Genomic DNA, 22611 nt, shown 5'->3' with positions numbered 1-22611 from the left:
GGATGAAGCTGCGGAGCTGCTCGATGGCTGGCTGCACGCCTGTCTTAGTGCGGGTGATCAGGCCGAGGGTCTCCAGGGCGTTCAAGTCTCGGGAGACGGTCCGGCTGGTGAGACCTGCGACCTGCCAGAAGTAGGTACATGTCACGGACCTGGACGGCACACTGCCACGATGAGAATGAGTGAGGGGTTCGCAGCCACGGTGGCAGCCGTGGCGCCTGTAGTCCTTCTGGTGGCCGTGGTGGAGGTGAACAATGCGCGACCACGGCTCAGGGAAGCGCACGACAGGCTGGAGCAGCAGGTCGCTCCCATGAAGGCAGTCGCGCAGGAGGGGCGAGCGTTCGGTGAGGCGGAGCATGCGGCATTTTGGCGCAGCTTCGTGAGGGTCACGTGGCAGTTGGGCAAGAACCTGCTGCTGTATGTCTACGTCCTGGCGTACGCCTTCCTGGCGGTGGGTCTGGCTACCGTGGAGTACGTGTCATTGGACTGGCTGGCGACGCCGGATGCGGGGCCGCAGGAGGACGATGCACGTCTGTGCCTGTACCTCGTCGCAGGCAGTTTCGCGTGGATCACCCTCCCCGGCTTCGGCGCCGTCTATGCGTTCCTGACGAGGCAGACGTGGCTGCTACTAGACGTTACGTGGGCCTCCCTTAGGCTCAGCTATGCAAGCTTCAAGCGCAGCCGAGACGGAGAGGTTGATACGCAGCCTCAGACGGACGCGTAAGCCCTCGGTCGATTGACCGAGGGCCGCGCGTCAGGTCAGGTGGCGCCCCGGCAGATCAACGAGCGACACACCAAGCGCCTCGGTGATCTCGACCGCCGGGTAGCGCGGGTTCGGCGCGTCCGGCGGGCGGGACGTCGGTGGCGACGACCTTGGCCTGGTCGCCGACGGTGAGCAGGACGCTGACGGAGATGCGGTCGGTGGATCCTCTCTCAGCTCTTCTGCTGGTCCTGCGGTGTGCCCGGGGTGGGCTTGTCCTCGGCGGGGAAGTGCCCGCCGCGTGAGGCCTGGTAGGTGGTTTCGTGGCCTTGCAGCCGCTCGTCGTCGGGCTCGATGGGCCGCTGGAATCCGAGTGCCATGATGGCGTCGCCTGTCTCTTCGGGATGGGTGGAACCGGGGCGGGCCGCGCTCTCTTGGCGGATGGAGCGGCCCGTCCTGGGGTTTGTGGGCTACCGGCCCCAGCAGCTGGCCAGGACCAGCGCGAGCATCACGAGCGCCGCGAGCCCGGTGTGGCGGGGCAGCAGGCGATGGCCGCGGGCCTCGGCATGGACGCGGTCGACGCTGTCCCCGGCGAGGGGGGCGAGGCCCCCGTGCTCGTCGTCGCGGTGCGCCTCCTGGTCGGCCTCGGCGTCGGCGCGGGACGGGTGCTCGTCGGGCGACTCGGCGCGGCACTGGCGGCAGCGGTAGCGGTACGGCATCGGGGGCTCCAAGCGGGGCGGGAGGGCTGCTACTACGGGTTGCTACGGCCGTAGCAGCGGGTGCTACGTAGCTGGTCAGGGGCTTCCTACGCTGGTTGCTACGGGCCGGTGGCGGGGGCGTGGGAAGGGGACGGGGAAGAGGTCTTGGCCCAGGCCTCGAGGTCGTCTCGGTGCACTCCCCGGTTGACCTTTCCGCGGGCGTCTCGGACGGAGGGGCGCAGGGGGATACCGAGGGCGCTGAGGGCCGCCTCGACTTGCGCCTCGGTGGGGGCCTCGATGCCTTCCTTCTGGGCGGCCTGGGCGAGGACCTCGGTGAGGGTCTTGCGGTGCACTCCGGGGGCGTCTGCGATCAGCCGGTACACGAGGTGCGGCAGCCGGTCGGCGGGCTGCCCGGCGGTGGCCTGCTCGGGGGTGTCGACGGTGGTCTTGGCGCGGGGCCGTTCGATGCGTGTCACGAGGCGGTCGATGGCCTCGCGCGGGACGAACGTGACGACCGCACAGGCCCCGGTGAGTGTGACCGCCCAGGTGACCCAGGCGCTGTAGTGCCAGGCGGACCACAGAGCGAGGACGTGCAGGCCGTAGGTGCCGCGGACGCCGATCCGGCTGCTGCACCAGGCCAGCCAGCCGCGCACGCCCGCGGCCAGCGCGCCGAGGAAGCCGGCGGGCGTGTCCTGGTCCTCGGAGGTGTCCCGCTCGTCGTCGGCCTGGTCCTCGAGGAGGTGCTCCTCCTCGGTGTCCTGCGGCTGCGGGGCGTGCTTCCTGCGTACGGGGATGAAGGTCACTGGAGGCCTGCCCGGGCGTTCTCGATGGCGTCGCTGATGTAGGACCAGTTACCGCCGGCGCCTGAGGCGGCGTAGAAGAAGACGAGGGCCACGTAGCCGACCTGGCGAGTGGTCAGCTTCTTGAAGAGCATGAAGATCAGGACGCACAGGGCGATGGCGGGCATGGTGATGCCCTTGAGGAAGCTCTGCACGAAGGCGATGCCGGTGCCGATGATGTCCGGGACGATCGCGAAGGGTCCGCCGGCCGCCTTGTAGGCGCTGCCGGCGAGCATGGCAACGAGGACCGTGGTCCACCAGCCGAGTGGCTTGAGCTTGCCCTCGCCGGGGATGCCCCAGATCATCAGGCAGGTGAGGGCGGCGGCCACGCCGACCGTGCCGAGGTCTCCGAACACGACTCAAACTCCCAGGTCAAGGGTCTGCCAGGCGACGCCGTACAGGGCGGCTCCCGCGACGATGGATGCGATGGGTACGGCGGCCGCCCAGCGGATGGGCAGCCGGGTGTGACGGGCCCGGTGCCGTAGGGCTTCGCAGCCGACGGCGAGCAGGCACCAGAAGATCGCGGACGGATTGAGCCAGCCGTGCTCGTCGATCCAGGCCGAGGTGCGGGTGGACCAGTCGACCCAGCCGAGCGCGTACCCGGCTGCGGCTGCGCTGGCGTGGAGGATCAGCCAGCGGATGCGCGGGGGTGTGGCTGCGGCTGCGTCGAGCAGGGAGAGGCGTGGCGTAGCCGGGGTGTCGACGAGCGCGCGCGGCGCGGGCTGCTTGCGCTTGCCGGGGGTAAGGCGGCTGCGCTTGGCTCCGGGGCGGCTGCGGGGCTTGGGTGCCGGGCGGTTGGGCGCAGCCGCATCCGGAGTGCGCGGCTGCGCGTCCTCCTCGAGGTCCTCGCCGTCCTCGCCGTCGTCCAGGTCGTCGGGCTCGTCGTCCTGGTCCTCGTCCGACTCCCGGTCCTCGTCTTCCGCGTCGGTTGCAGGTGGACTGGTGTCGATGTGGTCGCCGCTCCACCAGGGCGGGATGCGCATCCGCGGGGCACGGGCACCAGCGCCTTCCCCGGCCGGATCCGTATCCGGCTGCGTATCAGCCGGTGTGCTCTGGTCGGGGTAGAGCGCATCCCACCAGTCCTCGTCGGCTGCGGTCGGCTGCGGCTGCGCGGATGCGGTGTGCGCAGTGGCGGCTGCGGCTGCGGCCTTGACGACGGTGGATGCATCCGGCTGCGGCTGCGGTGTGGCGTCCGGACCGATACCGCGGGTGCGCAGCAGGCTGGCGATGCGCAGCTCGTCTGCGCCCTGCCCGTTCACCACTGGTCCCAGAAGCAGATGGCGGCCAGGGCCACGGCTGCGGCGTAGGCCGTGAGGATGGGGTGGTTGGGGTGCGGGGGCGTCGTGGCGTGCAGCCGGTACGCGGCGATGGCCACAAGAGGGCCGCTGGCCAGGACGGTGTACAGCATCATCGGGCGGGTCCGTTCAGGTAGGGCGGGAAGAGGCGGGCGGCGTCGGCTGCGATGCGGGCGTGGGGGATGCGACTGCGGTGCGCGCGGGCGATGGCGGGCAGCAGGCGGGCGGCGTCGGCGGCCGGGATGATCCGCATGCCGTCGACCCTCAGGTCCTGGCCGTGCAGGGCGGGCCCGTCCATGAGGACCACGGGCACGACGGGGACACCGAGGACCTCGGCGACTGTCTTGGCCTCATGGCGCAGGCCGTCCAGGCGGCTGGTGACGTCGCGGGAGCCGTGGAACAGGCGGTCGGCCTGGACGGTGATCGGGTAGCGGGCCGACCATCGCTTGGTGTCCAGGACCAGGACGGTGCCGTGTGGGCTGATCGCCAGGTGGTCGAGGTTCGCGCGGCCGCGGGGAAGGGCCCGGTCGTGGAGGAGTGTCCAGCCGCGCCACCGGAGCCAGAACAGCCGCCTGGCGGTGCGCCGCTCCCCTACGGCTCCGATCTTGGACCGGTCGGCGAGTGCGCCGGCCTCTGTGCGGACGCCGAGCAGCTCGGCGATGCGGACGGCCGGGGTGCGCAGCTGGCGGGCGCGGGCGGCTGCGGATGCGCCCGCGCCGCCGTGCCGGATGCGGCTGCGGATGAGGTCCGTGAGGCTGCGCCTCTTGAGCGGGGTGAGGAACAGCCACACGGCGGCCGCGGTGACAAGCATCGAGAGCAACGTCGACATCACGCCTCCCGCTTCACGGGCTGCGCAGCCGCAGCCGCGAGTGAGTCGGGCAGTTGCGCTTGGATGCGCTGGGCACGGCGCTGTCCGATGCCCAGCTCCGACTGCAGCAGCCGCAGCGAGGCCTTCTTCCGTGTCTCGCTGAGGGAGGTGACGTTCAGGGCCCGGGCCTCCTCGAGGAGTTGCGCATCCGCGTCCGGGGTGCGCAGCTCCTGCACAGGCCGCGCACCCCGCTTGCGGCGAGGGCGGGCTGCAGCCGGTCTGACCTGCTCGGGCTGGGCTGCAGCCGGGTCGGCTACGCATCCTCCCGGCTGCAGCGGCAGCATCGGTGCGAGGTCCAGCACGAGGGCCTCGACCGGCGCCTCGGGCGCAGACGCATCCGACTGCACGGGGGCTGCGGTGGGCTGCGCGACGGCGAGTGCGGATGCGGCTGCGCGATCGAAGCTGCCGTCATCCGGGTCAGGGTCCGGCTGCGGGGCCGGGTCGGGTGCGGTGAGTGCGGGCGCCGGGTGCGGCTGCACGGCCAGTACCGGGGGCTGCGGGTGCGCATCCGGCTGCGCAGCCTTCGGGTGCAGGGCGATGCGCACCTGTCCCTCGGTGACCGGCACCCCGTATTCGGTGCACAGCGCGGCCAGCTCGGGCACGGTCGCATCCGGATGGGCGTGCCGCACGGCGGTGATCGCGTCCATGGGATGCATCCGGCGCAGCTCGGCGCCGGTCACACCGAGCGGGGTTGCCGGGTGCGGCACGGTGGCCGGGGCGATGATCCACGGGGAGGGGACGTCCATGGTGCGCAGCTGCTCGGCGGTGCGGCGGCCGGCGAGGTCCTGGAGCAGGCCGTGGCGGCGGGTGCCGTCGACGGTGGCGCGGGAGCGGGTGACTGCGGCGGCGAGCCGGGCCTTGCCCCACGGGCCCAGGTAGCGGCGGGCGGCGAGGCGTACGGCGCGGGCGTGGGCGCGGTCGCGGGTGATCTCCTCGGCGGTGCGGTTGCGGGTGGACAGGCCCAGGTGGGAGAGGAGGCGCTCGCGGAGCTCGTGGCCGATCTGCGCGGGCAGGCCCGTGGACAGGGCCTCAGGTCGGGTGACGCGGATCTCGAGGCCCATGGCGAGGTGCCAGAGCAGGGCGGCCATGACCGGTCCGAAGACCGCGCGGACCAGACCGCCGACGAGACCGGACTCGGTGAACGCGGGGATGACCTGGACGCCGGCGATGCACCAGACCATCACGCCCGGCACGCCCGGGGTCCCGGCCTGGTCCTCGGTGGCGGTGGCGAGCTTGTTGGCGCGGGCCATGACGGCACAGACGACGAGGACGACCTCGCCGGCCGCGAACAGCCAGGCCCGCTCGCCAGTGGTCATGTGGAGTTCGTGGTCGGCGAACCGCCAGCTGGTGTCCGCGGAGAAGCCGGTGCAGACGATGGCGCCGATCCCCGCGGCGAGGACGGTGCTGCTGGTGCGGTGGCCGATGTAGGCGGCGAGGCCGGTGAGGAGTGTGAGGAGGACGGCCGCGGCCGCGATGGCGGGCCAGTGGCTGGCCATCCATGCGTAGGGCTGGTCCAGGAACACGTGGGGCTCCATAAGGGGGAGGGGCCCGGCCCCCGCCGGGGGGAAGTCGCGGGGGCCGGGTGTCTCGTGTGGGCTGGCGGCGCCGAGGTCAAGCGCGCCCTCTCGCCTCCTGCGCGGCGAGGGCCTGCCGGACGTCGGCGCCGGCCTCGTAGTCGGCGCGGCAGGCGCCGACGGTGGCGGGCTCGGCGAGGATGCGGTTCGCCTGAGGGGTGAGGTCCTGCTCAGGCTGCTGCTCGCTCACGCCGTGCCCTCCGCGATCTCGCGGAGACGGGCGGCGTACGCGCGGCGGACGACCGGGGTGGCGACCTCCGGACACCGGCCCCGCAGGGCCGAGGACAGGGCGGGGTCCATGGTCGTGGCCTGGATCAGTGCGAGCCGGCCGACGCTGGTGAGAGGCGCGCCGGGGCGCCGGGCCTCAAGGCGGTCGGCCATCTCGCTGAGCATCTGCCGCACCAGCCGGTTTCGTTGCGCGGCTCCGCGCCCGGTCATCCGAGAGCCTCGGCAGCCTTGCGCAGGCGAAGAGCGGCCTCACCGCGGGTGATGCCGGTCAGGTCCGGCAGGGAGCGGGTGGCGCGGGCGATGCTGTCGTCGCGCACGACCTGCGGCAGCGGCTTGAGGACGGTGTCGATCGCGATCGTCATCGCCATGCCGCCGGCCCGCGTGCTCATGGGCTCCGCGGGGTCCATCTCGAGCATGCGAGCGGTGACGATCAGGACCTGCGCGCCGTAGGAGGGCTGCTCGATCAGGCGGCGTAGGGCTTCGTCGGTCGGGGTGTGCTGGGTAAGGTCCATGGCGGACCTGCTCCTTTGATCGCTGGGACGGGTCCCCCCTCGCCCCGGACCTGCGGAGGTGCAACTCCGCATGGGGCGAGGGGTTTTCCGTTGTGCCGGATTCAAAGTAGCGTCCTTGTTGCCACGTGGCAACAAGGTCAGACAGGATGGTGCCCATGGCCGAGGCCGAAGGAGGGCCGGACATGGTGTCGTTTCGCGAGCTAGCGCGCAGACTCGTGGCTGACGGGATCGTCGAGACGATCTCTCATCAGCGGCTGTCGAGAATCTCGCGCGAGGACCCGGCGTTCCCTCCGGTCGTGAAGGTCGGCAGCTCGAATGCCGTGGACTACCGGCTGGCTGCCCCCTACTTCAGGCAGCGGGTCACCCGCCCGGGGCGGCGGACGGACCTCGAGGCTCAGCATGCTGAAGCTGAGCCGGACGACCGCTAGGAAACGCCGCGATGCCCCTGCCGTCGGGAGGTCGGCAGGGGCATCGTGTTGTGCGGCGCCAGAAGGCTAGTTCTGGGGCGCGCGGCGGGTGGAAATGACGTAGTCCCCGGCGCTGGGAAGCGCGGCGAACCCGGCCCGCAGCCGTTCGCCTGCCGTCCGCCCACCGGTTTGTCCGGCGCGGAGCAGTTGGCCGGGGACGTCATTGCGGTGGCGGCGCATGACCTGTCGCAGTGCGCGGGCCTGGCTGGGGTACGGACGGAGACTCATGACCGGCAAGGGTGGCAGACGGAGCAGCCCGGCGGGAACTCCGCGTCAACCCGATGCACGCTGTACTCATGGCGAGCGGCCAGCCCGTGATCGTGTACCCGCCCGAAGAGGAAGGCGGTCGGCGTGTGCGCATCGACGGTGCCATTCTGGGCCGCGCCTACTCGGGGACGACGGACTCGGATGGATGAGCTGGTGCGGTGGTTCGCCGAGCAGCTCGACGAGGACGAGCGGATCGCGCGGGCTGCGTCGCTTGGCCCCTGAGTTCAGAGCGGTATCGGCGACTACGGCTGGAGCGTCACCTTCGGCCGTTCGGGCGCCGGGGTCGAGACTGACGACAGTGAGCAGGGGCTCGCGGACACCGCAGCTGGTCGCACGCGGCGGCCCGTTCTGCACCAGCAACTGCGACGCCCCAGGCAACGAGCCCATGAACCCGGACACCAACTGGACGACGCCGCTGGAGCACCACCCCGATTGCGCCGCATACGAGGCCGCAAAGCTGCTCGCCCTGCCGTACGCGGACCGCCCCGGCTACCGCGAGGAGTGGCGACCCTAGGCGGCCTGACTGTCAGAGAAGGCGCCCATACTCGTGATGCGCGAAAGGCCCCGGCCTCCCCGATACGCGCGGGGAGGGCGGGGCCTCGGTGTGTCCCGCTACGCCAGGACGTAGGCCGCGGCCAGACCAACCAGGCTCAGGGCCAAGGCAGGCAGACCCAACGTCGCGGCCTGCTGTTTGGCGACCTTGCCCAGCCATACCTGGCCGGCCACTGCTGCGACCATCACGACGGCCGCCTTCTGGTTCTTCGACATGTCATTCACCTCCTTCCGTGTGTGCTTGGCGTGAAGGATGACAGGTGGGTCTGACAACGCCTCAGGTCGCGAGGCGGAGCGGGTCGGCGCATGGTCCCGGTGTCGGCCGCCTTAAGATCCCTGCGCGTGGCACACACCTTCGAAGAACTCGTGGACATGCAGCGGACTGCCGACAAGGCGCACGCCCACGTCGTCCAGTTGCGCGACCAGTACGGCCGGCCAACCACCACCGAGTGGACCGACGAGCAGACCCTGACGTACGAGCAGGCCTGGAAGGAGTGGCGCAAGCAGGCGGCAGCCGTGCAGGCCGCGGTGACCGAGCACGCCAAGGAGCAGGGAACGGCGCGCTATCAGGTCGAGGCGGACGTGAAGAAGGCCGTCCGGCATGCAGGGGTCGAGGCGCACTAGTCGGCGTCGGTCAGGCGTCGGCGTGCTTCCGCGATCGCTTCCTCGTCCGTGCTGACACCGAGCTTCTCGCGCACTCCGCGCATGATCTGCCCCACCCGGCCTGCGCTCACGCCATGGTCAGCGCCGATCTGTCCGTAGGTCCAGCCTTCCCCGCGCTGCACCAGCATCCATTCCTCCCGGGTGCTGAGAGGCCTCTCCTCTGAGTGGTCCTTGGGCACGGCAACCTCCTGCGGTGGGGAGTTAAGGCTGGAGGGCGTCGACCGGGTGCCGCAATGGGCCCGCATTTCTGCGACGTACTGGACCCCGAGTGGATCGGTCCTGGGCTGGGCTGCCCGGATGCGCCGGCCCCGGGCCGGGACGATCCTGGTCCCATGCCTATGCCGCCTGTGATCGTGTACCCACCCGACGAAGAGGGCGGTCGGCGTGTGCGTGTCGACGGGACGATCCTAGGCAGGGCCTACTCGGTGCAGGACATCGTCGCCTTCATGCAGGACGCGGGCCTGCAGAGCTTCGATGAGATGGATGTCGTCCGGTCGGAGCTGATCGAGTGGCGCGGGGGCGGCCCAGAGGTGTGGACGCACTGACGGACCAGCGAGGTCAGCCGAGGCCGGTGCAACTCGCCATCGGCAAGTTGGACGCTGGCGTTCACGGGCGGCCTCGCGGGGTGTTGCAGTGGTGGATGCGCATGACGAGGTGGCCGTTCCAGGTGCGGACTTCCTCGGTGTCGCCGGTGCAGTTCTTCACCAGGCACAGGCCTCGGCGAGATCGGAGTGGGTGCTCTTCGATCAGGCCGAGCTCGCGCTCGAGAGCGGCGATCCGCTCGTAGTCGGGACGTGGGCGCTGGCTAGTTGGGCGGCGCCGGGCGTGTGCGATCAGGCTCCACGCGTCGTACGGCAGGCGCAGCACGGCCGGGGCGCCAGGGCGCCGACCGGCCGTGAGGGCGAGTGCGGCGTACAGCAGGTATGCGGCCCCGAGGGTGAGGGAGAGCGTAGTCGTCATCAGAGGGCTCCGGCGTCGAGGGTGGCGGCGGTGATGCGTGCGGCCAGGGCCAGCTCCTCGCGGGTGTACATGGACCCGCACGTGCCGCACTCGGTGTAGAGCTGGTGGTCGGTGGCGACGAGGGTGAGGCTGTCGCAGCGCGGGCAGGGCTGCGGGACTGCCCGGCGGCGGGGGCGCAGGCTGGTCGTGCTGCGGACGGTGCGCATCAGCTGGTGGAGCTCGTCGCGCATGTCGCCTGCCCAGGGGCGGCGGGCAGCCCAGGTGAGGGGCCGGGGCTGGGCGAGCCACAGTGCCAGGTCCTCAGGCGCGAGAGATGGCGGTGGGTTCCAGCGGCGCTCCTCGGTGATGAGACGGACCCAGGGGATTAGGACGCCTGCGATGGGGAGCGGGCCGTGTTGGTCGCCGTGCTCGTCCTGGACGTCGGTCCAGGCGGCTGGGCCGAGGAGGTTGAGCACGTCGGCGCGGCCGGGCAACGGTGCGGTGCGGTGCGCGGTGCGGCCGCCGGCGGACGCGCCGGTGGTCTCACGCTGGCGAGAGCCCTCGAGCACGGTGATCTGTAGCGGGAGCTCGCGGAGCCAGACGCCGATGACGTCGACGCAGGGGGTGCACACCGCCTGCGCGGTGGCGGTCTCGGTGTCGCGCAAGGTGCGGCTGCACGTGGCGGCAGCGCAGGGGGTCGGTGTGGTCACCAGGTGCTCCTTGCTGTGCGGATGGTGCGGGGTGGGGCAGGGGTACCGGGCCGCACAGGTGCGGCCCGGCGGAAGTCACCTGGCGCCGGCGGGCAGCTCGAGCGGGTACCGGGGCACCTCGTAGTACCGGTCCGTGAGGGCTCGGCGGTACGCTCCGACGGCACGCTCTGCTTCCTCGTACGCGGTCACCGCCTCCTCCTCGGGGGCGGGCCGTACGGGGACTGCCACGCCGGCCGGTCGGCGGGCCCGACGGGCTTGTAGTCGTCGTCGAAGAACCCGGCCTCGCGCAGTTCTTCCATTGCCTGGTGCAGCTGGTTGGCGGCCGCGATGACGGCGGGCGCGACGGCCTCGGCCAGCTTCCGGATCTCGGCGACAACGGTGACGATGCGCTCCAGCATCTGGTCGCGCTCTTCGTCGGTCATGTGCACGGCGAGGGTCATCGGTCCCCCGCGATCTCGCACCGGCCCGTGCCGGTGTGCATCTCGGTGCACTCAGGGCCGCAGCGCCGCATCTGCTCTGCGGTGTACTCGGCGATCCACGCGTACTTCTGGTCCGTCGAGTGGCCGTCCCACTGAGCGCGCGGGTCGTCGACTCCTGCCTGCTCGACGCCGGCGAAGAGGTCCGTGTCACGGGGGGCGATGTGCCAAGAGGCTTGCCGCCCACCGATGTTCAGGTACACGATCCACCAGCCCGGTTCCTCGACGTCGCGGGCCGGGGCGATCACGGCCCCGGGGGTCAGCGCGGCAAGGAGGGCGATGAGGCAGGCGCGCTCGCGGTATGCGCCGTCGCGCTCGGCCTCCACGGCCTTGATCTTCTTGGTGAGGTGTTCGCCGATGCGGGCGGCGGTCGCGTTCACGGCGCTCTGGACACTGCGGCGGTTGGGGCGCTGGGGCATAGTCACTTCTCCGTGGTCTGGTGGGTGATCCGCAGCGAGGGCCGCTTCCCCTCGCGCCGCTCGACCGCGACGGTGTATCCGGCCGTCCGGAGCGTGCTGGCGTACTGGTCGAGGTTGGTCGGGTCCGTCGTGCCAGATGCGGACCGTGCGGGGGCTGGCCTGGGTGGTGCGGTGTCCGGGGCGCCATGCGGGTCCGGTCAGGGAGTTGGTGTGGCCTCGGGCGGTGAGGGTGCGGGCGACTTCTGCGGCGAGGACTCGGCAGTGCATGGCTGCTCCTGGGGCTGGGTGTCGGTGACGCGCTGCACTTCGGTTCTTGCAGGAGCGAGTGCTGCTCCGGTGGGCATGACGTCGTGGATGCAGACTTCGAAAGCGAGCCTGCCGCAGCACCTGTCGGGCTCGATCGCTGCCGGGGCGCGCTGCTCGCTGAGGGCTGTGACGATGGCCTCAGCTGCGGCGTCCATGCCGATGCGCGCGTTCGGGTCCTGCCCGGCGCTGGCCCACTGGTCGGCGAGGGCGCTCACGCGCTCGATGGCGGCCTCGGTGGCACGCAGCCGCTCCAGCTCGGGCCGCATGACCCGCAGGGCTCGGCCGGCGAGGTTGCTCGGTGTCCAGGCGGCGACTGGGTAGTCCGCGAGGGCTGCTGCGAGGTCCCTGAGGAGGTGGCCGAGAGCGACGTCCGCGTCCTCGCCGTCGACTGGACGACAGATGGTCGGCTCGGGTGCTTCTTCGTCCACACCGTCGGGTCGGCTGGCCTGCGGCTTGGCCAGGTGGTGGACGACGACAGCCGAGTGTGCCTCGGAGCCGTCTACTGCGGCCTGCTCTGCGCGGTCGATGAGGATCTGTACGTACGTCCGCGCCTTGCACAGGTCCTCGACGCCGTTCTTCTTCCGCCACCGCAGCAGGTACTTGAGGGCGTTGCCCTCGTAGAAGTCGAGGTCGAAGGCGTTGATGACGTCGAAGGGCTGGAGGCCGTTGCCGCGGTAGTGGTTGGGGGTCCACTCGACGGGGCCGTGGGTGGTGGGCTGGTCGGTCACTTCGGTTCCTTGGCTTGCTCGGGGATGTGGATCTCTTGCACGGCCAACTCCCCGACCGCGAGGGCGATCGCGACGACCTGCGCCCGGTCCCGTGCGCCGAGCGCGTCGTAGGCGCCCGCGAGGTGGCGGTCAACGGTGGCTCGGACGATGCCGAGGCGGCGGCTGATGCCCATGTTGGTGTGGCCGTTCGCTGCGAGGGCGAGCACTTCGCGCTGGCGGCGGGTGAGGCCGCTCATGCCGCGCTGCTCTTCGGGGCGCGGCGCTGGCACGCCTCGTCATGGGTGGTGCCCGCGCTGGTCCACCACGTCTCGCAGCAGGCGCCGGCCAGCGCGACGTTGACGACGGCCTCGGCGGTCTCGTTGTTGCCGATGGCGGGCCGCGCTGCGAGTTCGGCGCGGGCGCTGCGGCGGGCGGTGGCGGTGGGCGGCTGGGTGTGGTCGTTCACTTCGTGTCCTTCGTGGTGCGCCAGGCGGCGGGGTCGGTCTTGCGGTCGCGGGTGGGCAGGACGATGGGGTTGCCGTAGACGCCGTGGCCGATGACCCGGCCGGGCCCGAGGTAGGGGTTGCCGGTGGACAGGCCGCCACAGGATCCGCACGGGTCGCCCTCGTGACGGCCGTGCTGGCAGCGATCGAGGTCGGCGAGGATGCCGACGAGACGCAGAGCCCATTTCTCGCGGGCCATGAGCGGGTTGTCGTAGGGCTGCCACGCGGCGTCGATGTGGTGCGAGAGCGCCTCGCCGAGCTCCTGGACCCGGTCGTTCCACCAGCGGGACGACGTGCCGATCGGCGGGTCGGCCGCACGCCAGCCCCGATACATGCCGATCACGCGCTGCACGATGACGGCCTGCTCGGTCAGGAACCTCTCCTTGGCCGCACGAACGAGATCAGCGAGGAACTCCTGCTCCCGGTCGCCGAGTTCACCGCTGGCCCGGACGCGGACGGTCTCGCCATCGACCTCGACGGAACGGCAGGTGTCAGCCGGTACAGGGTCAGACTGGTTGCTCATGCAGCCCCCCGCTTGTCGTGGCCGGGCAGATCGAGCGAGGCGGTGATCGCGTCGAACGCGGCTCGCTCCACCTCGTCCAGCGGCTGACCGTTGCGCATCACGTAGCGGGCCTCAGGGGGACGAGCGCAGTCCGGCCCGTGTACGGTGCCGCCGGAGTGCCGCCAGTAGGAGCAGCAGGGGATCGGTACGTTGAGCGTCTTGGAGTCGGCGGCCGCCGCTCGTCGCGCGCGCTCGTGCCGGGCCTGGTCAAAGAGGTGGGCGTGCTGGCAGCGGCCGCCGACGACGGCCAGGACGAGCGCGCCCCAGCAGAGGCTGGCCGCGGGGATCCAGTTGTCGTGGGTGGACAGCCACACCGCACCGATGGATGCAGAGAGCGCGGTCAGGCGGCAGCTGAGGGCCGCGCGCTGCCAGGCCGTCATGGCGTCACCTGGATCTCGGCGAGCGGCCGGCCGGCAGCGAGCTGGCGATGCAGTTCCTGTAGCCGGTCCATGGCCTTGCTGTCGCGGCGCGACAGGGCGCGGCGTGTGAGGCCGGGCAGAGTGCCCCAGCACAGACTGCACAGGTACAGGCTGCGGGCTTTCGGCTGGCGGCAGCAGGGGCACGGTGTGGTGGCCTGCCTCGTGGGTGTCGTCATGTTGTGCGCTCCTGGTCCTGGTCGATGGGGAGTTGGCTGTCGGTGGCCGGCGGCGGCTGGGCGAGGATGCGCCGCACCTGGCCGGGGCTGCGGCGCAGGGACGCGCGCTGGTCGGGGCGGAGCTTGCGCCAGCAGCGGCCGCCGATCCCGCCGCGACTACGCGCGGCCGCGGACCGAGTCGGCTGGTGGCACATCGGGCACTCGACGGACTCGCTCACGCGTCACCGCCCGCCGATGAGTTGGCGGTGCGCCAGGCGTCGAGGACCCGCTTGGGGATCTGGCCGACCCGCGGGCAGTCGACGCCGTGCTCGGCGGCCCAGGCGCGCACCGTGCGGGTGTCGTAGTCCCGAGCGGCGCTACTGGACTTCCGCCTCGTCTTCTTCGGGGCGAGCTCGGCCTCGCGGGCGCGCAGCTCGGCGAGGCGCTTCTCGAGCTGGGCGGCCTCGTCGGTGATGGCGGACAGCTTCTGGTCCGCGGAGTGCCGGGCGCGCAGGCCTTCGACGGCGGCGCGGGCGCGGACGGCCTGGTCCTGCGCGCTGCTGTCGGGGTGACTGTCGCCCCACGCGAGCAGCTGCTCGAGGGGCAGGACGTCGGCGAGGGCGGGGGCAGGGTCGGTGGTAGGCATGACGGTCTCCGAGTCGGTGAGCGGGGTGAGGTGGAGGCGGTTGTCGCGGGCGGCCTGCGGGCCGCCCTGCTCGTCGATCTCACTGAGCAAGTTCTTCAAGGCCTGAACGGTCACCGGCTTCCCTCTCTGGTCCGGGGCGGCCGGCGTCTGCTCGGCGAGGTGCTGGCGCAGCACCGTGAGCGCGGCCGTAGGGGAGGCGGGAAGGGCGGGCAGATGCTGCCGGTCAGCAGCGGTGAGTCCGCCGAATACGCCGTAGCGCCCATCTGCGGTCTCGTACTGAAGCTGCTCGTAGAGGCACTCGGCTCGGACAGGACAGTCGTGGCAGATCGCCACGGCATTGGCCCTGTCAGCGGCGGACCGGGAGAAAAACAGCTCGAGGTCCTCGCCAGCGCATGCTGCCCGGTCCTGCCATTGAAGGGACATGTGGCTCGGCTTCCGTGAGGTCCTCGACGCGGCGCCCCGGGCCCGCGCGCTAAGGAGGTCTTTCATCGCTCGGCCCCGCAGGGTGTCGGCGAGGTGCGCGCCGGTCATGCAGGGCAGGTCGACGCAGGTGCTGCGGACATAGCCGACCGGAGGGCGCCCGTGGTGCCGCTCGAACACGACGTGGCGTGCGTTGAAGCGGCGGCCCTCGGCGAAGAGCTGAGGCATGCGGCCAGCCCACGGGCCGGTCCACCGGCTGTGCTCGGCGCCGTACGGCTCGATGTACGTGGTGAGGGCGTCGGCGGTTGAGCGGGCAGGGCGGGCACCGGTACGGCTGGGCGCGGGGATCTTGGCCTCGCGTCGGATCCGGACGATCGTCGGCGCACTGATGCCGACCTGTGCCTTGATCTCGTTGTACGAGGCGCCGGCCCGGAGCAGCGCAACCGTGTGACGCTCGATCTCTGCCCGCCGCTCCGGGGACGGCCGGCGGCCAGGACCGCTGTCCGGGGTGGGGATTTCGCGGGCGCGGCGGATGGCGGAAATCGTGTGCGAGGAGACACCCAGCTCCGCCTTGATCGACGCGTACGTGTGGCCCGCGCGCAGCAGTTCGGCGACATCCTCACGCGGCGGACGTGCGGCACTCACCTCGCACCCCACAGCGGGGGTTGGCGGGTCGGCCGACGCCGCGCGGGCCGCGACCGGGTCGGCTGCGGGCTCGTCTGGCCGTTGTCGCCGGTGCAGCTGTTCCAGTGGGCGACGGCCTTCCACTCGAGGAGCTCTACGTCGGGGCGTTCGGCGTCGAGCTCGCGCACGACCAGGCCGCCGAGGCCGGTGGTGTGCGCGGCGAGGCCGCCCGCCGGGGACGGCAGTGCGTTCAGCGGGATGCGGCGGCCCTTGAGAGTGCCCGAGGTGCCGGTGGCCCACCGGATCGCTGCGCCGCAGCGGGTGCAGGTGGTGACGCCTTGGGTGGGGTGCGGGGTGGTCGGCATGGTCAGTCCTCCTCGGGGTGCGTCTCGGCGGCCGCCGCGCGGGCAGCGTGCGGGGCACGGGCGCGGCCCCGCTCGCTGGTGCAGGCTTGGCCCTTGGCCGCAGGACAGCCGGGATGCGGGCACGGGACCGACAGCGCGCCGATGGGCTCGGCGCGGCCGACCGCGGCGCGGAAGCCGTCGGGCATGTAGTCGCCCATCGGCGCCTCCTCGATGACGGGCGCGGGCGCGGCGGCCGGTACAGCGACCGAAGCGACCGGCACTTGCGGGTAGTGGGTGCGCAGGAGCTCGCCGGCGCGCAGCAGGCCGAAGCGGTGTAGCGCGGCCGCGGGGCCGTGCTCGGCGGCGACGGCCAGGACCTCGGCGTCGGAGGCCTGCGACCGGTGGCGGTAGTCGGCCTTGGCCGGTGCGGCGCGGCGGGCGCGGAGCTCGGCCAGCTGCTCCTCGAGGAGGCGGGCGCGCCGCCACTCTTCGCGGGTGATCTGCTGGTGGTGGGCGCAGGTCTCGCAGGGCTCGCCGGTCGGCCAGGTGCGGCCGTCCTCGCACAGTGGCTGACCGCAACCGCGGGGGACGATTGCCACGGCGAGCAGCCAGGCGCCGAGGTCGCGGATCTCGAGGGCGTCGCGGTAGCGGGTGGCGATCCGGGCGGCCATCCGTTCGGGCGTCATCAGGGTGCGGGAGGCGTCGTCGAGCTGGCGGCCGATCTCCCGGGCGACGCGCCGCAACATGAACCGGCTCGTCTCGCTGCTGATCAGGTGCCGGATCGGGGCAAGCGCGGTGTGGATGCGCTGGGTCCAGCGCAGCTCGGGCCCGGCGTACGGCTGGGCAGTGGAGGAGGAGCGGTTCCCGCGCGGAGCGCGAGACACGTCCGGCCGGAACGTGTCCGGCACCGCGCCGTCGGTCGCGTTGTCCGCCGGGGTCGCGCCCCACTTACGGTCACCTCGCCTACGGCGGGAAACCCCCACAAGGGGCGTGCTCTCGGGTCGGTCAGTGAGGTGGTCTTCCTTAGACGCGAGGGAACCGTCATGATCGCCCGGACCCGATCCGTCATAGACGACCGGTGACGCCTGCTCCCACAGCGGCAGTTGCTCGGGCGCCTGGTCCTCGAGGGCCGCCGCCTTAGGCGCGGCCGGGACGGTGTGCAGGGGGCGGCGGTGGGTCTCGTAGGCGTGACGGCCCTGCTCGCCCTCACGGCGGTGAACGGTCAGCCAGCCAGTCAGCTCAAGCTCGTCGACCAGGCGCCGGACCTGACGCTCCCCGAGCGTCTCGCCGGCGTGCTTGCCGGTGTGGTGGCGCAGCTGCTCGCCGAGCTCCGCCATGGTGACGGGGATACGGCGGGCGGTGGTGTAGGTGAGGAGCGCGTACAGGCGCAGCAGACGGGGCGTGAGGGCCTCGGCCGCGCGCACAGGGATCTGCACCCACAACTCGCCCTCGGCGAGGGGGCGGGTGACGCGGTGGGCGGACTGGCCGCGGCCGCCGGGGAGGGTGCGCTGGATGGTCGGGATCTCGGTGATGCCGTCCACCGGGTCGGGCGCGCGCAACGGCTTGAGGCCGCGTTCGACGCCGCTCTTGGACATGCCGAGGTACTCGGCGATCACGGCCACTTTGGCGGTGCAGCCCTCCGGGCGGAGGGCGAGCGCTGCGATCTTGACGTAAGTGCTCAGGGCCACGTCGGGGTACTGAGCACCTACGACCAGGCGCAGGGGAACGCGGATGGTCGTGCCGCCGCTGTCACGCGAGCGCACGCCGGCGGCCGCGGGCTGCGGCTGGGCGTGCGGTGCAGCCGGGTGGGCTGCGAGCGCGGCGACGGACACGACTGCGGATCTCTCTTTCAGGGTGCGGGCTGGGGGTCGGGTCCCGCCCGTTTGGGGGAGACGGGCGGGACCCGGGTGGCGGCCGCGGGGCTGGGGGATGCCCCGGGGAGGTGCGGCCGCCGGCCAGGTGGTCGAAGGGCAGGGCCTAGCGGGTGTACTCGCGGGGACCCTTGCGGTTGCGGATCTGCTCGAGGGCCCCGGCCGGGATGGTGAGGACCATGGCGCGCTGCCCGGTCCGCGGGCCCTCGGCGATCCGCCGGTAGTGCAGCCAGCCGCGGGTGTGCAGGACCTGGAGGGCGACGTCGACCTGGCCCGCGGTGAGTCCGGTGGCCAGGGCGAGTTCGTCACTGGAGACGTGCATGGTGGGGCTGACCTGGCCGGTGGCGTGGTTGGCGCGCCACATCAGGTCATGGCCCACCAGGCGGGCGTGGGCGTGCATACGGCTGCGGCGCAGACCGAACAGGAAGAACTTGCGGAAGTGCTCTTTCTTGGCGAGCTTGCCCGGAGCGAGAGCGTCCTCGGCGCGCGGTGCAGTCGGTGCGGCGGGCGCCGCCACCGGCGCGGTACGGCGGGCGAGGTCGGCCGGGGTCGGGGTGCGCGGTGTGGCCGGTGCGGTCATGGTGTGTCCTCGTGGTGCTCGGCGCCGGTGGGGACGGCCGCCTCGGCGGTGTCAGGTGGGGGCTGACGATGGATGGGCCAGCCGGGGCCGGGTGGAGGCTCGGGCCGTCCGGCCAGGGCGTTCGGGGTGTGGCGAGCGCACCGCCAGCCGCAGGGGTAGAGGCGGGTGTAGGGGTGCGCGACGGGCAGTGCGTGAGGCGGAGCCAGCGACTCGCACACACGGCGGCGGGCCGTCATGAGCTGGTCTCTCGCGCCTTCCACGCTTCGCACGCGGCGTCGAGGACGTCGGCCTGGTCCCAGGAGTCGCCGATGATCCCGCCGTCCCACCTGGCGCTGCTGATGCCGTTGACCGAGCCGGGGCGGATCTTCCGCGCGATGACCTTGCGCGTGGCCTCGACGACGGCGGCCGGGGAGGCGTAGCCGTACACCGGGAGGACGGTCGGCCAGTCGTTGGAGCCGTCGTCTTTGGCCTCGGCGAACAGCCAGACCGGACCCTTGTCGGGCTCGCCCTGGTCGGCCTCGATGCCGGTGTGCCACTCCCAGATCAGCAGCAGACCGTGCGGCCAGTCCTCGGCGTGGCTGGTGTGCTCCAGGTCGAGGGTGATGACGGCGTTGAGGTAGCGGTACAGACCGCGGGTGTCGGAGTCCTCGGTGAACGAGTCGTCGACGGCGAGGCCGGCGTCGTCGAGGGCGGTGTAGACCTCCTCGATGTAGGTGTCGTGCGGGAGAGTGCGCTCGGTCATGACGCTCCGATCGAGGAGTGAGGGAGTGCGGCGAGGGCGTCGGCCCATGCGGCGGCATGGTCGGGCTCGAGGGCGTGTTGCTCCCAGAGGCCGACCAGGCCGTCGATGGACCGGCCCTTGGGGGCGCGGCCGATCGCGCGGCCGCACTGGCAGGTGCACCGGTAGTCCGGGCCGGCCGGGGTGAGGACCAGGGCGTGAGGAGTGAACGGCGCCCCCGCGTCGGCGGGGGTGTCCTTCTCCTCGCCCCGGGTCAGCTCCCCGTCGATCGCCTCGGCGAGCAGCTCGGGGGTGGCCGTCCAGGTGGGGTCCGTGGTGCCGGGCCCGAGCAGCTGCACCACGCTGCCGCGCAACTCGTAGGCCAGCAGCGGCCGTACGGGCTGCGGGGAGCGGAGTACGCGCAGGAGCACGTTGAAGCGGGGCTCTTTCACCGGGCACCGTCCGGACCGGTCCCGATCGCGCGGAGGTCGGCCTTGGCTCGGGCGATCGCCGCGCACCGGAGGGGGCAGTACCAATGCGCGCCCGCCCCGTCGGCGGACCCGCGGACCTGGACCATGGCCGCCGCTGGCGGGCGCGGTCCGGTGACCGGGGTACCGCAGGCCTGGACGGTGCAGGCCTCGACGACGGCGGTGTCGGCGGCGCCGCGGCTGTTGCCGGTCTTGCCGCCGTTCCAGGCGAGTCGGGCCTTGCGCTGTCCCTCGCTCACTTCGGGCAGGCGGGGACGCTGATCGCGAGTAGGCATCAGCGCTCACCGCCGGTACCGATGAGCGCGGCCCAGACCACCATGACGACCGCCATGGTGAAACCGGCAGCCAGCAGCACGTACTCGGCGGTCATCAGACGGCCACCACCAGAGGGCGCTGCGGTGCGGTCTCCACGTCGGCGATCCAGGCGGCGGCGTCCTCGAGCGCGGCCAGGCCGCGGGAGGAGTACCGCCAGCGCAGGCTGTGAACCTGGTGAGCGCCGGCCTCGTCCGGCACGGCGCCGGCGATCCAGAGCGGGGTCCCCTGGGCGTCGCGGTACCGGGTGATGATTCCGTACAGCGCCGCCCGGGTGACGGTCTGCGGCTGGCGGGTGACGAGGTACTGGGTCGGGTCTCCGCCCTCGATGACCGGGCGGCCGGGCCACAGCCACACCTCGCCGACCTGGCGCGGGGGCTGGCCCCAGCCGGTGGCCGAGGTGTGGGAGAGGACGTGGGTGAGGCTGTCGCCGGAGATCGTGTGTACGGTCTGGCAGTCCCGGCACAGCAGCCGCAGCTGTACCCGAGGGAAGGTGTCGGCGTGGGTGCAGTCCGGATGGGCGCAGGTGTGGTGGTCGTCGCCTCGTACGCCGGGGCGCAGGCCCTCGGTGTGGAGGACGTCGGCGTCGTCCCACACGGGGGTCGGGCAGCCCGGCGCGTGCGCGAGGGCGTTCCATCCGAAGTAGACGGTCTCGATCAGGTCCATGGTCAGGCGGCCTCTCGGGCGTGGCGTGCGCGGCGGGGGTGCACGCAGCAGATCGGCTGGGTCTCGTCGACGAGGGGCGGCGCGGCGTGCCGGGCCCGCAACTGCGGAGCGCGGGCGGGCAGCGCGGCCGGGGCGGGCACCGGCAGGTAGCGGTCCTCGGCGCGGCAGGTCGCGGCGGCCCGGTGGCCGGAGCCGTCGAGCCAGACCTTCAACAGGACGAGCGAGACGGCTCCAACCCCCGTACCGATCCCGGCGCAGGCCGCCCACTCGGCGGCGCTTGCGGCCCCGGTCATGCGCTGCACCGGGCGGGCTCGGCGATCAGACCCATGAGGCGCGCCGCGGCCCGGTCGGTGAGCAGGTCGGGTACGCCCTCGCCGCGCAGGTTGATGGCCACGCCGCGGTACGAGCCGGTGGCGGTGACCGAGTCCCCGTCGGTCCGCATGTCGTCCACGCGCACGTTGAGACGGTGGACCCACCAGCTCCAGCAGGTCAGGGACTGCGGGCGCACGGTCAGGCCGAGCGTGGTCCGGTCGCGTACCTCGGTCGCGGTCACGTCGTGCTGCGATGCGCGCAAGCGGGCGGCGAGGTCGGCGGCCGGGGAGTCGAGGTCGACATCCAGGCCGACCGCCGTGGTGCAGCCGGCGTACTCCGACACGGCGACCTCGCCCGTGAGGGCGGTCACGGCGTATCGGACCGGGGTGGTCTCGCGGACGTCGGCCAGGGCTTCCGCGATCAGCGCGCGGACCGGTCCGGCCATCTCGAGGGCCAGGGCCTCGAGGTGCTGGGCGGTCAGCGGGAGGTCCAGCATCGTGGCGGCCAGCTCGAGGGCGGAGTGCACCTTGCGCGGGACGTGCCGCAGGTTCTGGCTCACTGCTCACCGCCAGCGGCGGGGGCGACGACGGGCGCCACGGCGATCACGCTGGCCCCGAGCGGCACCGGATGTACGACGGCGGTCTCGACCGGGCCCGCGGCCTCCTGCTCGGGGGCGGGGGGCGCGGGCTCGGTCGACAGCAGCAGCCGGTCGGCCTCGTCCCCCTTGAGCAGAGCCCTGGCCACCAGGGGGACCCCCTCGACCAGAGTGCGGCACTCAAGCCATGCCTCGCTGACGATCGCATCGCGGGTGACCTCGGCGCCGGCGAGGGCGGCCAGCTCGAGGACGCCGCGGCCGGCGGCCAGGCCGAGGCCGAAGTGGACCCGGATTCCGTACGTGTCGCGGTCGCGGCAGAGTTCGACGGCGTTCGGCATGACCGAGGTGAGCCGGTCGACAATCCTTTGGGCGACGGCCTCCGCGCGCTTGTACGCCGCGCGGGGCCCCGCCAGTTGTCTGGCATCCGTGGATGCGGTGGTCGTGGTGGCCTGGGTAACCTGGTCCACGTGAACCTCATTTCAGAGTGGTGAGGTGATCGCTCTTCAGCGGGGTCGCGACGGACGGGCAGGTCCGGAGCGGCCCCGTTTCGCTGCCGTCAGAGCCTGGAAAGTGCGGGGCTTCGCCCGGGGAGCGGCTTGAGGTGGTGCAACGGGTGAGGGGTGTGGGCGCTCGGGGCGGGCGCGGGTGTGGGCGCTGCGGCCAGCGGGCCCGTGGTGGGCTCGTGGTGAAAGAGCTGGTCGATGCGCCTCAGGTCGTCGTCGGTGAAGTAGACGGCGCGCCCCAACTTGGTGTGCGGCAGTCGCTTGATGTGCCGCCTGAGCCAGGTCTCGGTGACGTTCTCGGGCAGTTCCTCAGCGGCCTCGGCGTAGGTGAACCGGCGGGTCACACTGGCACCGCCGTCCGGAGGCCGGCGGGCTGGTCCTCAGGAGGGTCCGGGACTGCGCGCCCAGTCGGCGCCCACAAGATCAGCAGGTCGACACCGATGACGCGGACAATCCGCTCGGCGACGTCGGCCGGTTGTGTCTTGGTTACGCCGTTGAGCAAGGCGTCGATGGTGCTGCTGGGGACGTCCACCGCAGCGGCCAGTTCGCGACCGCTGATGGGTGCCCCGGTGCCGGTGCGCTCCATCAGCTCGCGCATCAGATGGGGCCTGAGCAGCCGGTATCGGGGTGGAGAGATCATGGGCATACCTCGCGGACAACTTGACCGAAAATCCGG

43 protein-coding genes are annotated in these 22611 nt (G+C 72.2%); 5 read left to right on the top strand and 38 right to left on the bottom strand.

The window, feature by feature from the left end; genetic code table 11:
* The first annotated feature begins 229 nt into the window (after positions 1 to 229).
* Positions 230 to 721: a hypothetical protein gene (locus tag ACH41F_RS22740; RefSeq protein ID WP_398837180.1), complete on the top strand. Its 492-nt coding sequence runs from the start codon at positions 230 to 232 to the stop codon at positions 719 to 721.
* Positions 722 to 930: 209 nt separating this feature from the next.
* Here the strand turns inward: ACH41F_RS22740 and ACH41F_RS22735 are convergent, their stop codons facing one another.
* From ACH41F_RS22735 to ACH41F_RS22685, 11 genes are all read right to left on the bottom strand, one after another.
* Positions 931 to 1077 (bottom strand): hypothetical protein, encoded by a 147-nt coding sequence (locus ACH41F_RS22735; protein WP_398837179.1) that lies wholly within the window; start codon positions 1075 to 1077, stop codon positions 931 to 933.
* A gap of 90 nt (positions 1078 to 1167) precedes the next feature.
* Positions 1168 to 1416, bottom strand: coding sequence for a hypothetical protein (locus tag ACH41F_RS22730; RefSeq protein WP_398837177.1), 249 nt, complete (start codon positions 1414 to 1416; stop codon positions 1168 to 1170).
* Between the two features lie 98 nt (positions 1417 to 1514).
* A complete protein-coding gene (locus tag ACH41F_RS22725; protein WP_398837175.1) occupies positions 1515 to 2198 on the bottom strand; it encodes a hypothetical protein in 684 nt (227 codons plus the stop codon).
* The gene (locus ACH41F_RS22720) at positions 2195 to 2590 is read right to left on the bottom strand and encodes a hypothetical protein (protein ID WP_398837174.1); all 396 of its coding nucleotides are present in this window, start codon (positions 2588 to 2590) and stop codon (positions 2195 to 2197) included. Before ACH41F_RS22720 ends, ACH41F_RS22725 begins: the two co-directional genes overlap by 4 nt.
* A gap of 3 nt (positions 2591 to 2593) precedes the next feature.
* Positions 2594 to 3493, bottom strand: a complete 900-nt coding sequence (locus ACH41F_RS22715) for a hypothetical protein (protein WP_398837173.1) — start codon at positions 3491 to 3493, stop codon at positions 2594 to 2596.
* Positions 3490 to 3645, bottom strand: a complete 156-nt coding sequence (locus ACH41F_RS22710) for a hypothetical protein (RefSeq protein ID WP_398837172.1) — start codon at positions 3643 to 3645, stop codon at positions 3490 to 3492. The genes ACH41F_RS22715 and ACH41F_RS22710 overlap by 4 nt, the downstream gene beginning before the upstream one ends.
* Positions 3642 to 4358, bottom strand: coding sequence for a nuclease-related domain-containing protein (locus ACH41F_RS22705; protein ID WP_398837170.1), 717 nt, complete (start codon positions 4356 to 4358; stop codon positions 3642 to 3644). The genes ACH41F_RS22710 and ACH41F_RS22705 overlap by 4 nt, the downstream gene beginning before the upstream one ends.
* Positions 4358 to 5920: a hypothetical protein gene (locus tag ACH41F_RS22700; protein ID WP_398837168.1), complete on the bottom strand. Its 1563-nt coding sequence runs from the start codon at positions 5918 to 5920 to the stop codon at positions 4358 to 4360. The genes ACH41F_RS22705 and ACH41F_RS22700 overlap by 1 nt, the downstream gene beginning before the upstream one ends.
* An 88-nt stretch (positions 5921 to 6008) precedes the next feature.
* Positions 6009 to 6161 carry a hypothetical protein gene (locus ACH41F_RS22695; protein WP_398837166.1) on the bottom strand — a complete coding sequence of 51 codons (153 nt, stop codon included), beginning with the start codon at positions 6159 to 6161 and terminating at the stop codon, positions 6009 to 6011.
* Positions 6158 to 6409, bottom strand: a complete 252-nt coding sequence (locus tag ACH41F_RS22690; protein ID WP_398837165.1) for a hypothetical protein — start codon at positions 6407 to 6409, stop codon at positions 6158 to 6160. Before ACH41F_RS22690 ends, ACH41F_RS22695 begins: the two co-directional genes overlap by 4 nt.
* Complete coding sequence (locus ACH41F_RS22685) at positions 6406 to 6711, bottom strand: hypothetical protein (RefSeq protein WP_398837163.1); 306 nt, start codon at positions 6709 to 6711, stop codon at positions 6406 to 6408. Before ACH41F_RS22685 ends, ACH41F_RS22690 begins: the two co-directional genes overlap by 4 nt.
* 155 nt (positions 6712 to 6866) lie before the next feature.
* Here ACH41F_RS22685 and ACH41F_RS22680 point away from each other — a divergent pair, with 155 nt between their 5' ends.
* Positions 6867 to 7139: a hypothetical protein gene (locus ACH41F_RS22680; protein ID WP_398837161.1), complete on the top strand. Its 273-nt coding sequence runs from the start codon at positions 6867 to 6869 to the stop codon at positions 7137 to 7139.
* Between the two features lie 66 nt (positions 7140 to 7205).
* Here the strand turns inward: ACH41F_RS22680 and ACH41F_RS22675 are convergent, their stop codons facing one another.
* The gene (locus tag ACH41F_RS22675; RefSeq protein WP_398837160.1) at positions 7206 to 7406 is read right to left on the bottom strand and encodes a hypothetical protein; all 201 of its coding nucleotides are present in this window, start codon (positions 7404 to 7406) and stop codon (positions 7206 to 7208) included.
* Positions 7407 to 7743: 337 nt separating this feature from the next.
* Here ACH41F_RS22675 and ACH41F_RS22670 point away from each other — a divergent pair, with 337 nt between their 5' ends.
* On the top strand, positions 7744 to 7959 hold the full coding sequence (locus ACH41F_RS22670) for a DUF6221 family protein (RefSeq protein WP_398837159.1): 216 nt from the start codon (positions 7744 to 7746) through the stop codon (positions 7957 to 7959).
* A gap of 98 nt (positions 7960 to 8057) precedes the next feature.
* Here the strand turns inward: ACH41F_RS22670 and ACH41F_RS22665 are convergent, their stop codons facing one another.
* A complete protein-coding gene (locus ACH41F_RS22665; RefSeq protein ID WP_398837158.1) occupies positions 8058 to 8213 on the bottom strand; it encodes a hypothetical protein in 156 nt (51 codons plus the stop codon).
* Between the two features lie 126 nt (positions 8214 to 8339).
* On the opposite strand from ACH41F_RS22665, the gene ACH41F_RS22660 reads away from it, so the two are divergent.
* Positions 8340 to 8621: a hypothetical protein gene (locus tag ACH41F_RS22660; RefSeq protein WP_398837157.1), complete on the top strand. Its 282-nt coding sequence runs from the start codon at positions 8340 to 8342 to the stop codon at positions 8619 to 8621.
* Here ACH41F_RS22660 and ACH41F_RS22655 read toward each other — a convergent pair.
* Positions 8618 to 8839 (bottom strand): sigma factor-like helix-turn-helix DNA-binding protein, encoded by a 222-nt coding sequence (locus ACH41F_RS22655; RefSeq protein WP_398837155.1) that lies wholly within the window; start codon positions 8837 to 8839, stop codon positions 8618 to 8620. The two genes, ACH41F_RS22660 and ACH41F_RS22655, sit on opposite strands and share 4 nt — an antisense overlap.
* A 153-nt stretch (positions 8840 to 8992) precedes the next feature.
* Between ACH41F_RS22655 and ACH41F_RS22650 the strand changes: the two genes are divergently transcribed.
* Positions 8993 to 9205: a hypothetical protein gene (locus ACH41F_RS22650; protein ID WP_398837153.1), complete on the top strand. Its 213-nt coding sequence runs from the start codon at positions 8993 to 8995 to the stop codon at positions 9203 to 9205.
* A gap of 61 nt (positions 9206 to 9266) precedes the next feature.
* Here ACH41F_RS22650 and ACH41F_RS22645 read toward each other — a convergent pair whose 3' ends face one another.
* The 24 genes from ACH41F_RS22645 to ACH41F_RS22530 all read right to left on the bottom strand — a co-directional run bounded on the left by ACH41F_RS22645 (position 9267) and on the right by ACH41F_RS22530 (position 22575).
* Positions 9267 to 9620: a hypothetical protein gene (locus tag ACH41F_RS22645; protein WP_398837152.1), complete on the bottom strand. Its 354-nt coding sequence runs from the start codon at positions 9618 to 9620 to the stop codon at positions 9267 to 9269.
* Positions 9620 to 10309, bottom strand: coding sequence for a hypothetical protein (locus tag ACH41F_RS22640; protein WP_398837150.1), 690 nt, complete (start codon positions 10307 to 10309; stop codon positions 9620 to 9622). Before ACH41F_RS22640 ends, ACH41F_RS22645 begins: the two co-directional genes overlap by 1 nt.
* Positions 10310 to 10494: 185 nt before the next feature.
* On the bottom strand, positions 10495 to 10731 hold the full coding sequence (locus ACH41F_RS22635; RefSeq protein WP_398837149.1) for a hypothetical protein: 237 nt from the start codon (positions 10729 to 10731) through the stop codon (positions 10495 to 10497).
* Between the two features lie 14 nt (positions 10732 to 10745).
* A complete protein-coding gene (locus ACH41F_RS22630) occupies positions 10746 to 11204 on the bottom strand; it encodes a hypothetical protein (RefSeq protein ID WP_398837147.1) in 459 nt (152 codons plus the stop codon).
* A gap of 197 nt (positions 11205 to 11401) precedes the next feature.
* Positions 11402 to 12238, bottom strand: coding sequence for a DUF3310 domain-containing protein (locus tag ACH41F_RS22625; protein WP_398837146.1), 837 nt, complete (start codon positions 12236 to 12238; stop codon positions 11402 to 11404).
* A complete protein-coding gene (locus ACH41F_RS22620) occupies positions 12235 to 12474 on the bottom strand; it encodes a LuxR C-terminal-related transcriptional regulator (protein ID WP_398837144.1) in 240 nt (79 codons plus the stop codon). The genes ACH41F_RS22625 and ACH41F_RS22620 overlap by 4 nt, the downstream gene beginning before the upstream one ends.
* Positions 12471 to 12683, bottom strand: coding sequence for a hypothetical protein (locus tag ACH41F_RS22615; RefSeq protein WP_398837142.1), 213 nt, complete (start codon positions 12681 to 12683; stop codon positions 12471 to 12473). Before ACH41F_RS22615 ends, ACH41F_RS22620 begins: the two co-directional genes overlap by 4 nt.
* Positions 12680 to 13243, bottom strand: coding sequence for a hypothetical protein (locus tag ACH41F_RS22610; protein ID WP_398837141.1), 564 nt, complete (start codon positions 13241 to 13243; stop codon positions 12680 to 12682). Before ACH41F_RS22610 ends, ACH41F_RS22615 begins: the two co-directional genes overlap by 4 nt.
* Positions 13240 to 13662 carry a hypothetical protein gene (locus ACH41F_RS22605; RefSeq protein WP_398837139.1) on the bottom strand — a complete coding sequence of 141 codons (423 nt, stop codon included), beginning with the start codon at positions 13660 to 13662 and terminating at the stop codon, positions 13240 to 13242. Before ACH41F_RS22605 ends, ACH41F_RS22610 begins: the two co-directional genes overlap by 4 nt.
* Positions 13659 to 13877 carry a hypothetical protein gene (locus ACH41F_RS22600; RefSeq protein ID WP_398837137.1) on the bottom strand — a complete coding sequence of 73 codons (219 nt, stop codon included), beginning with the start codon at positions 13875 to 13877 and terminating at the stop codon, positions 13659 to 13661. The genes ACH41F_RS22605 and ACH41F_RS22600 overlap by 4 nt, the downstream gene beginning before the upstream one ends.
* Positions 13874 to 14095 carry a hypothetical protein gene (locus ACH41F_RS22595; protein ID WP_398837135.1) on the bottom strand — a complete coding sequence of 74 codons (222 nt, stop codon included), beginning with the start codon at positions 14093 to 14095 and terminating at the stop codon, positions 13874 to 13876. Before ACH41F_RS22595 ends, ACH41F_RS22600 begins: the two co-directional genes overlap by 4 nt.
* A complete protein-coding gene (locus ACH41F_RS22590) occupies positions 14092 to 15567 on the bottom strand; it encodes a histone-like nucleoid-structuring protein Lsr2 (protein ID WP_398837134.1) in 1476 nt (491 codons plus the stop codon). Before ACH41F_RS22590 ends, ACH41F_RS22595 begins: the two co-directional genes overlap by 4 nt.
* The gene (locus ACH41F_RS22585; RefSeq protein WP_398837132.1) at positions 15564 to 15911 is read right to left on the bottom strand and encodes a hypothetical protein; all 348 of its coding nucleotides are present in this window, start codon (positions 15909 to 15911) and stop codon (positions 15564 to 15566) included. The genes ACH41F_RS22590 and ACH41F_RS22585 overlap by 4 nt, the downstream gene beginning before the upstream one ends.
* Before the next feature lie 2 nt (positions 15912 to 15913).
* Positions 15914 to 17722 carry a hypothetical protein gene (locus tag ACH41F_RS22580; RefSeq protein WP_398837130.1) on the bottom strand — a complete coding sequence of 603 codons (1809 nt, stop codon included), beginning with the start codon at positions 17720 to 17722 and terminating at the stop codon, positions 15914 to 15916.
* A 145-nt stretch (positions 17723 to 17867) separates the two neighbouring features.
* Positions 17868 to 18341, bottom strand: a complete 474-nt coding sequence (locus ACH41F_RS22575; RefSeq protein ID WP_398837129.1) for a hypothetical protein — start codon at positions 18339 to 18341, stop codon at positions 17868 to 17870.
* 232 nt (positions 18342 to 18573) lie between these two features.
* Positions 18574 to 19083: a hypothetical protein gene (locus ACH41F_RS22570; RefSeq protein ID WP_398837127.1), complete on the bottom strand. Its 510-nt coding sequence runs from the start codon at positions 19081 to 19083 to the stop codon at positions 18574 to 18576.
* Positions 19080 to 19511: a hypothetical protein gene (locus tag ACH41F_RS22565; protein ID WP_398837126.1), complete on the bottom strand. Its 432-nt coding sequence runs from the start codon at positions 19509 to 19511 to the stop codon at positions 19080 to 19082. Before ACH41F_RS22565 ends, ACH41F_RS22570 begins: the two co-directional genes overlap by 4 nt.
* Positions 19508 to 19822 (bottom strand): hypothetical protein, encoded by a 315-nt coding sequence (locus ACH41F_RS22560; protein WP_398837124.1) that lies wholly within the window; start codon positions 19820 to 19822, stop codon positions 19508 to 19510. The genes ACH41F_RS22565 and ACH41F_RS22560 overlap by 4 nt, the downstream gene beginning before the upstream one ends.
* Positions 19823 to 19916: 94 nt before the next feature.
* Complete coding sequence (locus ACH41F_RS22555) at positions 19917 to 20525, bottom strand: hypothetical protein (protein WP_398837122.1); 609 nt, start codon at positions 20523 to 20525, stop codon at positions 19917 to 19919.
* 2 nt (positions 20526 to 20527) lie between these two features.
* Positions 20528 to 20818: a hypothetical protein gene (locus tag ACH41F_RS22550; protein WP_398837121.1), complete on the bottom strand. Its 291-nt coding sequence runs from the start codon at positions 20816 to 20818 to the stop codon at positions 20528 to 20530.
* A complete protein-coding gene (locus ACH41F_RS22545; RefSeq protein WP_398837119.1) occupies positions 20815 to 21396 on the bottom strand; it encodes a hypothetical protein in 582 nt (193 codons plus the stop codon). Before ACH41F_RS22545 ends, ACH41F_RS22550 begins: the two co-directional genes overlap by 4 nt.
* On the bottom strand, positions 21393 to 21899 hold the full coding sequence (locus ACH41F_RS22540) for a hypothetical protein (RefSeq protein ID WP_398837118.1): 507 nt from the start codon (positions 21897 to 21899) through the stop codon (positions 21393 to 21395). The genes ACH41F_RS22545 and ACH41F_RS22540 overlap by 4 nt, the downstream gene beginning before the upstream one ends.
* An 89-nt stretch (positions 21900 to 21988) precedes the next feature.
* Positions 21989 to 22279, bottom strand: coding sequence for a DNA-binding protein (locus ACH41F_RS22535; RefSeq protein WP_398837117.1), 291 nt, complete (start codon positions 22277 to 22279; stop codon positions 21989 to 21991).
* Positions 22276 to 22575, bottom strand: coding sequence for a helix-turn-helix domain-containing protein (locus ACH41F_RS22530; protein ID WP_398837115.1), 300 nt, complete (start codon positions 22573 to 22575; stop codon positions 22276 to 22278). Before ACH41F_RS22530 ends, ACH41F_RS22535 begins: the two co-directional genes overlap by 4 nt.
* Positions 22576 to 22611 lie beyond the last annotated feature (36 nt).

It is taken from the genome of Streptomyces sp. NPDC020489 (genome assembly GCF_044386545.1).
GTDB lineage: Bacteria > Actinomycetota > Actinomycetes > Streptomycetales > Streptomycetaceae > Streptomyces.
This window is presented reverse-complemented; position numbering and strand designations above follow the sequence as displayed.

Coding starts and splice junctions, on each gene's coding strand:
- ACH41F_RS22620 (WP_398837144.1), bottom strand. CDS start 12,474: ATGAGCGGCCTCACCCGCCGCCAGCGCGAAGTGCTCGCCCTCGCAGCG.
- ACH41F_RS22555 (WP_398837122.1), bottom strand. CDS start 20,525: ATGGACCTGATCGAGACCGTCTACTTCGGATGGAACGCCCTCGCGCAC.
- ACH41F_RS22630 (WP_398837147.1), bottom strand. CDS start 11,204: ATGCCCCAGCGCCCCAACCGCCGCAGTGTCCAGAGCGCCGTGAACGCG.
- ACH41F_RS22705 (WP_398837170.1), bottom strand. CDS start 4,358: ATGTCGACGTTGCTCTCGATGCTTGTCACCGCGGCCGCCGTGTGGCTG.
- ACH41F_RS22730 (WP_398837177.1), bottom strand. CDS start 1,416: ATGCCGTACCGCTACCGCTGCCGCCAGTGCCGCGCCGAGTCGCCCGAC.
- ACH41F_RS22650 (WP_398837153.1), top strand. CDS start 8,993: ATGCCTATGCCGCCTGTGATCGTGTACCCACCCGACGAAGAGGGCGGT.
- ACH41F_RS22530 (WP_398837115.1), bottom strand. CDS start 22,575: ATGATCTCTCCACCCCGATACCGGCTGCTCAGGCCCCATCTGATGCGC.
- ACH41F_RS22585 (WP_398837132.1), bottom strand. CDS start 15,911: ATGCCGACCACCCCGCACCCCACCCAAGGCGTCACCACCTGCACCCGC.
- ACH41F_RS22635 (WP_398837149.1), bottom strand. CDS start 10,731: ATGACCGACGAAGAGCGCGACCAGATGCTGGAGCGCATCGTCACCGTT.
- ACH41F_RS22690 (WP_398837165.1), bottom strand. CDS start 6,409: ATGACCGGGCGCGGAGCCGCGCAACGAAACCGGCTGGTGCGGCAGATG.
- ACH41F_RS22645 (WP_398837152.1), bottom strand. CDS start 9,620: ATGACGACTACGCTCTCCCTCACCCTCGGGGCCGCATACCTGCTGTAC.
- ACH41F_RS22575 (WP_398837129.1), bottom strand. CDS start 18,341: ATGACCGCACCGGCCACACCGCGCACCCCGACCCCGGCCGACCTCGCC.
- ACH41F_RS22605 (WP_398837139.1), bottom strand. CDS start 13,662: ATGACGGCCTGGCAGCGCGCGGCCCTCAGCTGCCGCCTGACCGCGCTC.
- ACH41F_RS22600 (WP_398837137.1), bottom strand. CDS start 13,877: ATGACGACACCCACGAGGCAGGCCACCACACCGTGCCCCTGCTGCCGC.
- ACH41F_RS22665 (WP_398837158.1), bottom strand. CDS start 8,213: ATGTCGAAGAACCAGAAGGCGGCCGTCGTGATGGTCGCAGCAGTGGCC.
- ACH41F_RS22560 (WP_398837124.1), bottom strand. CDS start 19,822: ATGCCTACTCGCGATCAGCGTCCCCGCCTGCCCGAAGTGAGCGAGGGA.
- ACH41F_RS22680 (WP_398837161.1), top strand. CDS start 6,867: ATGGCCGAGGCCGAAGGAGGGCCGGACATGGTGTCGTTTCGCGAGCTA.
- ACH41F_RS22685 (WP_398837163.1), bottom strand. CDS start 6,711: ATGGACCTTACCCAGCACACCCCGACCGACGAAGCCCTACGCCGCCTG.
- ACH41F_RS22675 (WP_398837160.1), bottom strand. CDS start 7,406: ATGAGTCTCCGTCCGTACCCCAGCCAGGCCCGCGCACTGCGACAGGTC.
- ACH41F_RS22550 (WP_398837121.1), bottom strand. CDS start 20,818: ATGACCGGGGCCGCAAGCGCCGCCGAGTGGGCGGCCTGCGCCGGGATC.
- ACH41F_RS22610 (WP_398837141.1), bottom strand. CDS start 13,243: ATGAGCAACCAGTCTGACCCTGTACCGGCTGACACCTGCCGTTCCGTC.
- ACH41F_RS22735 (WP_398837179.1), bottom strand. CDS start 1,077: ATGGCACTCGGATTCCAGCGGCCCATCGAGCCCGACGACGAGCGGCTG.
- ACH41F_RS22710 (WP_398837172.1), bottom strand. CDS start 3,645: ATGATGCTGTACACCGTCCTGGCCAGCGGCCCTCTTGTGGCCATCGCC.
- ACH41F_RS22570 (WP_398837127.1), bottom strand. CDS start 19,083: ATGACCGAGCGCACTCTCCCGCACGACACCTACATCGAGGAGGTCTAC.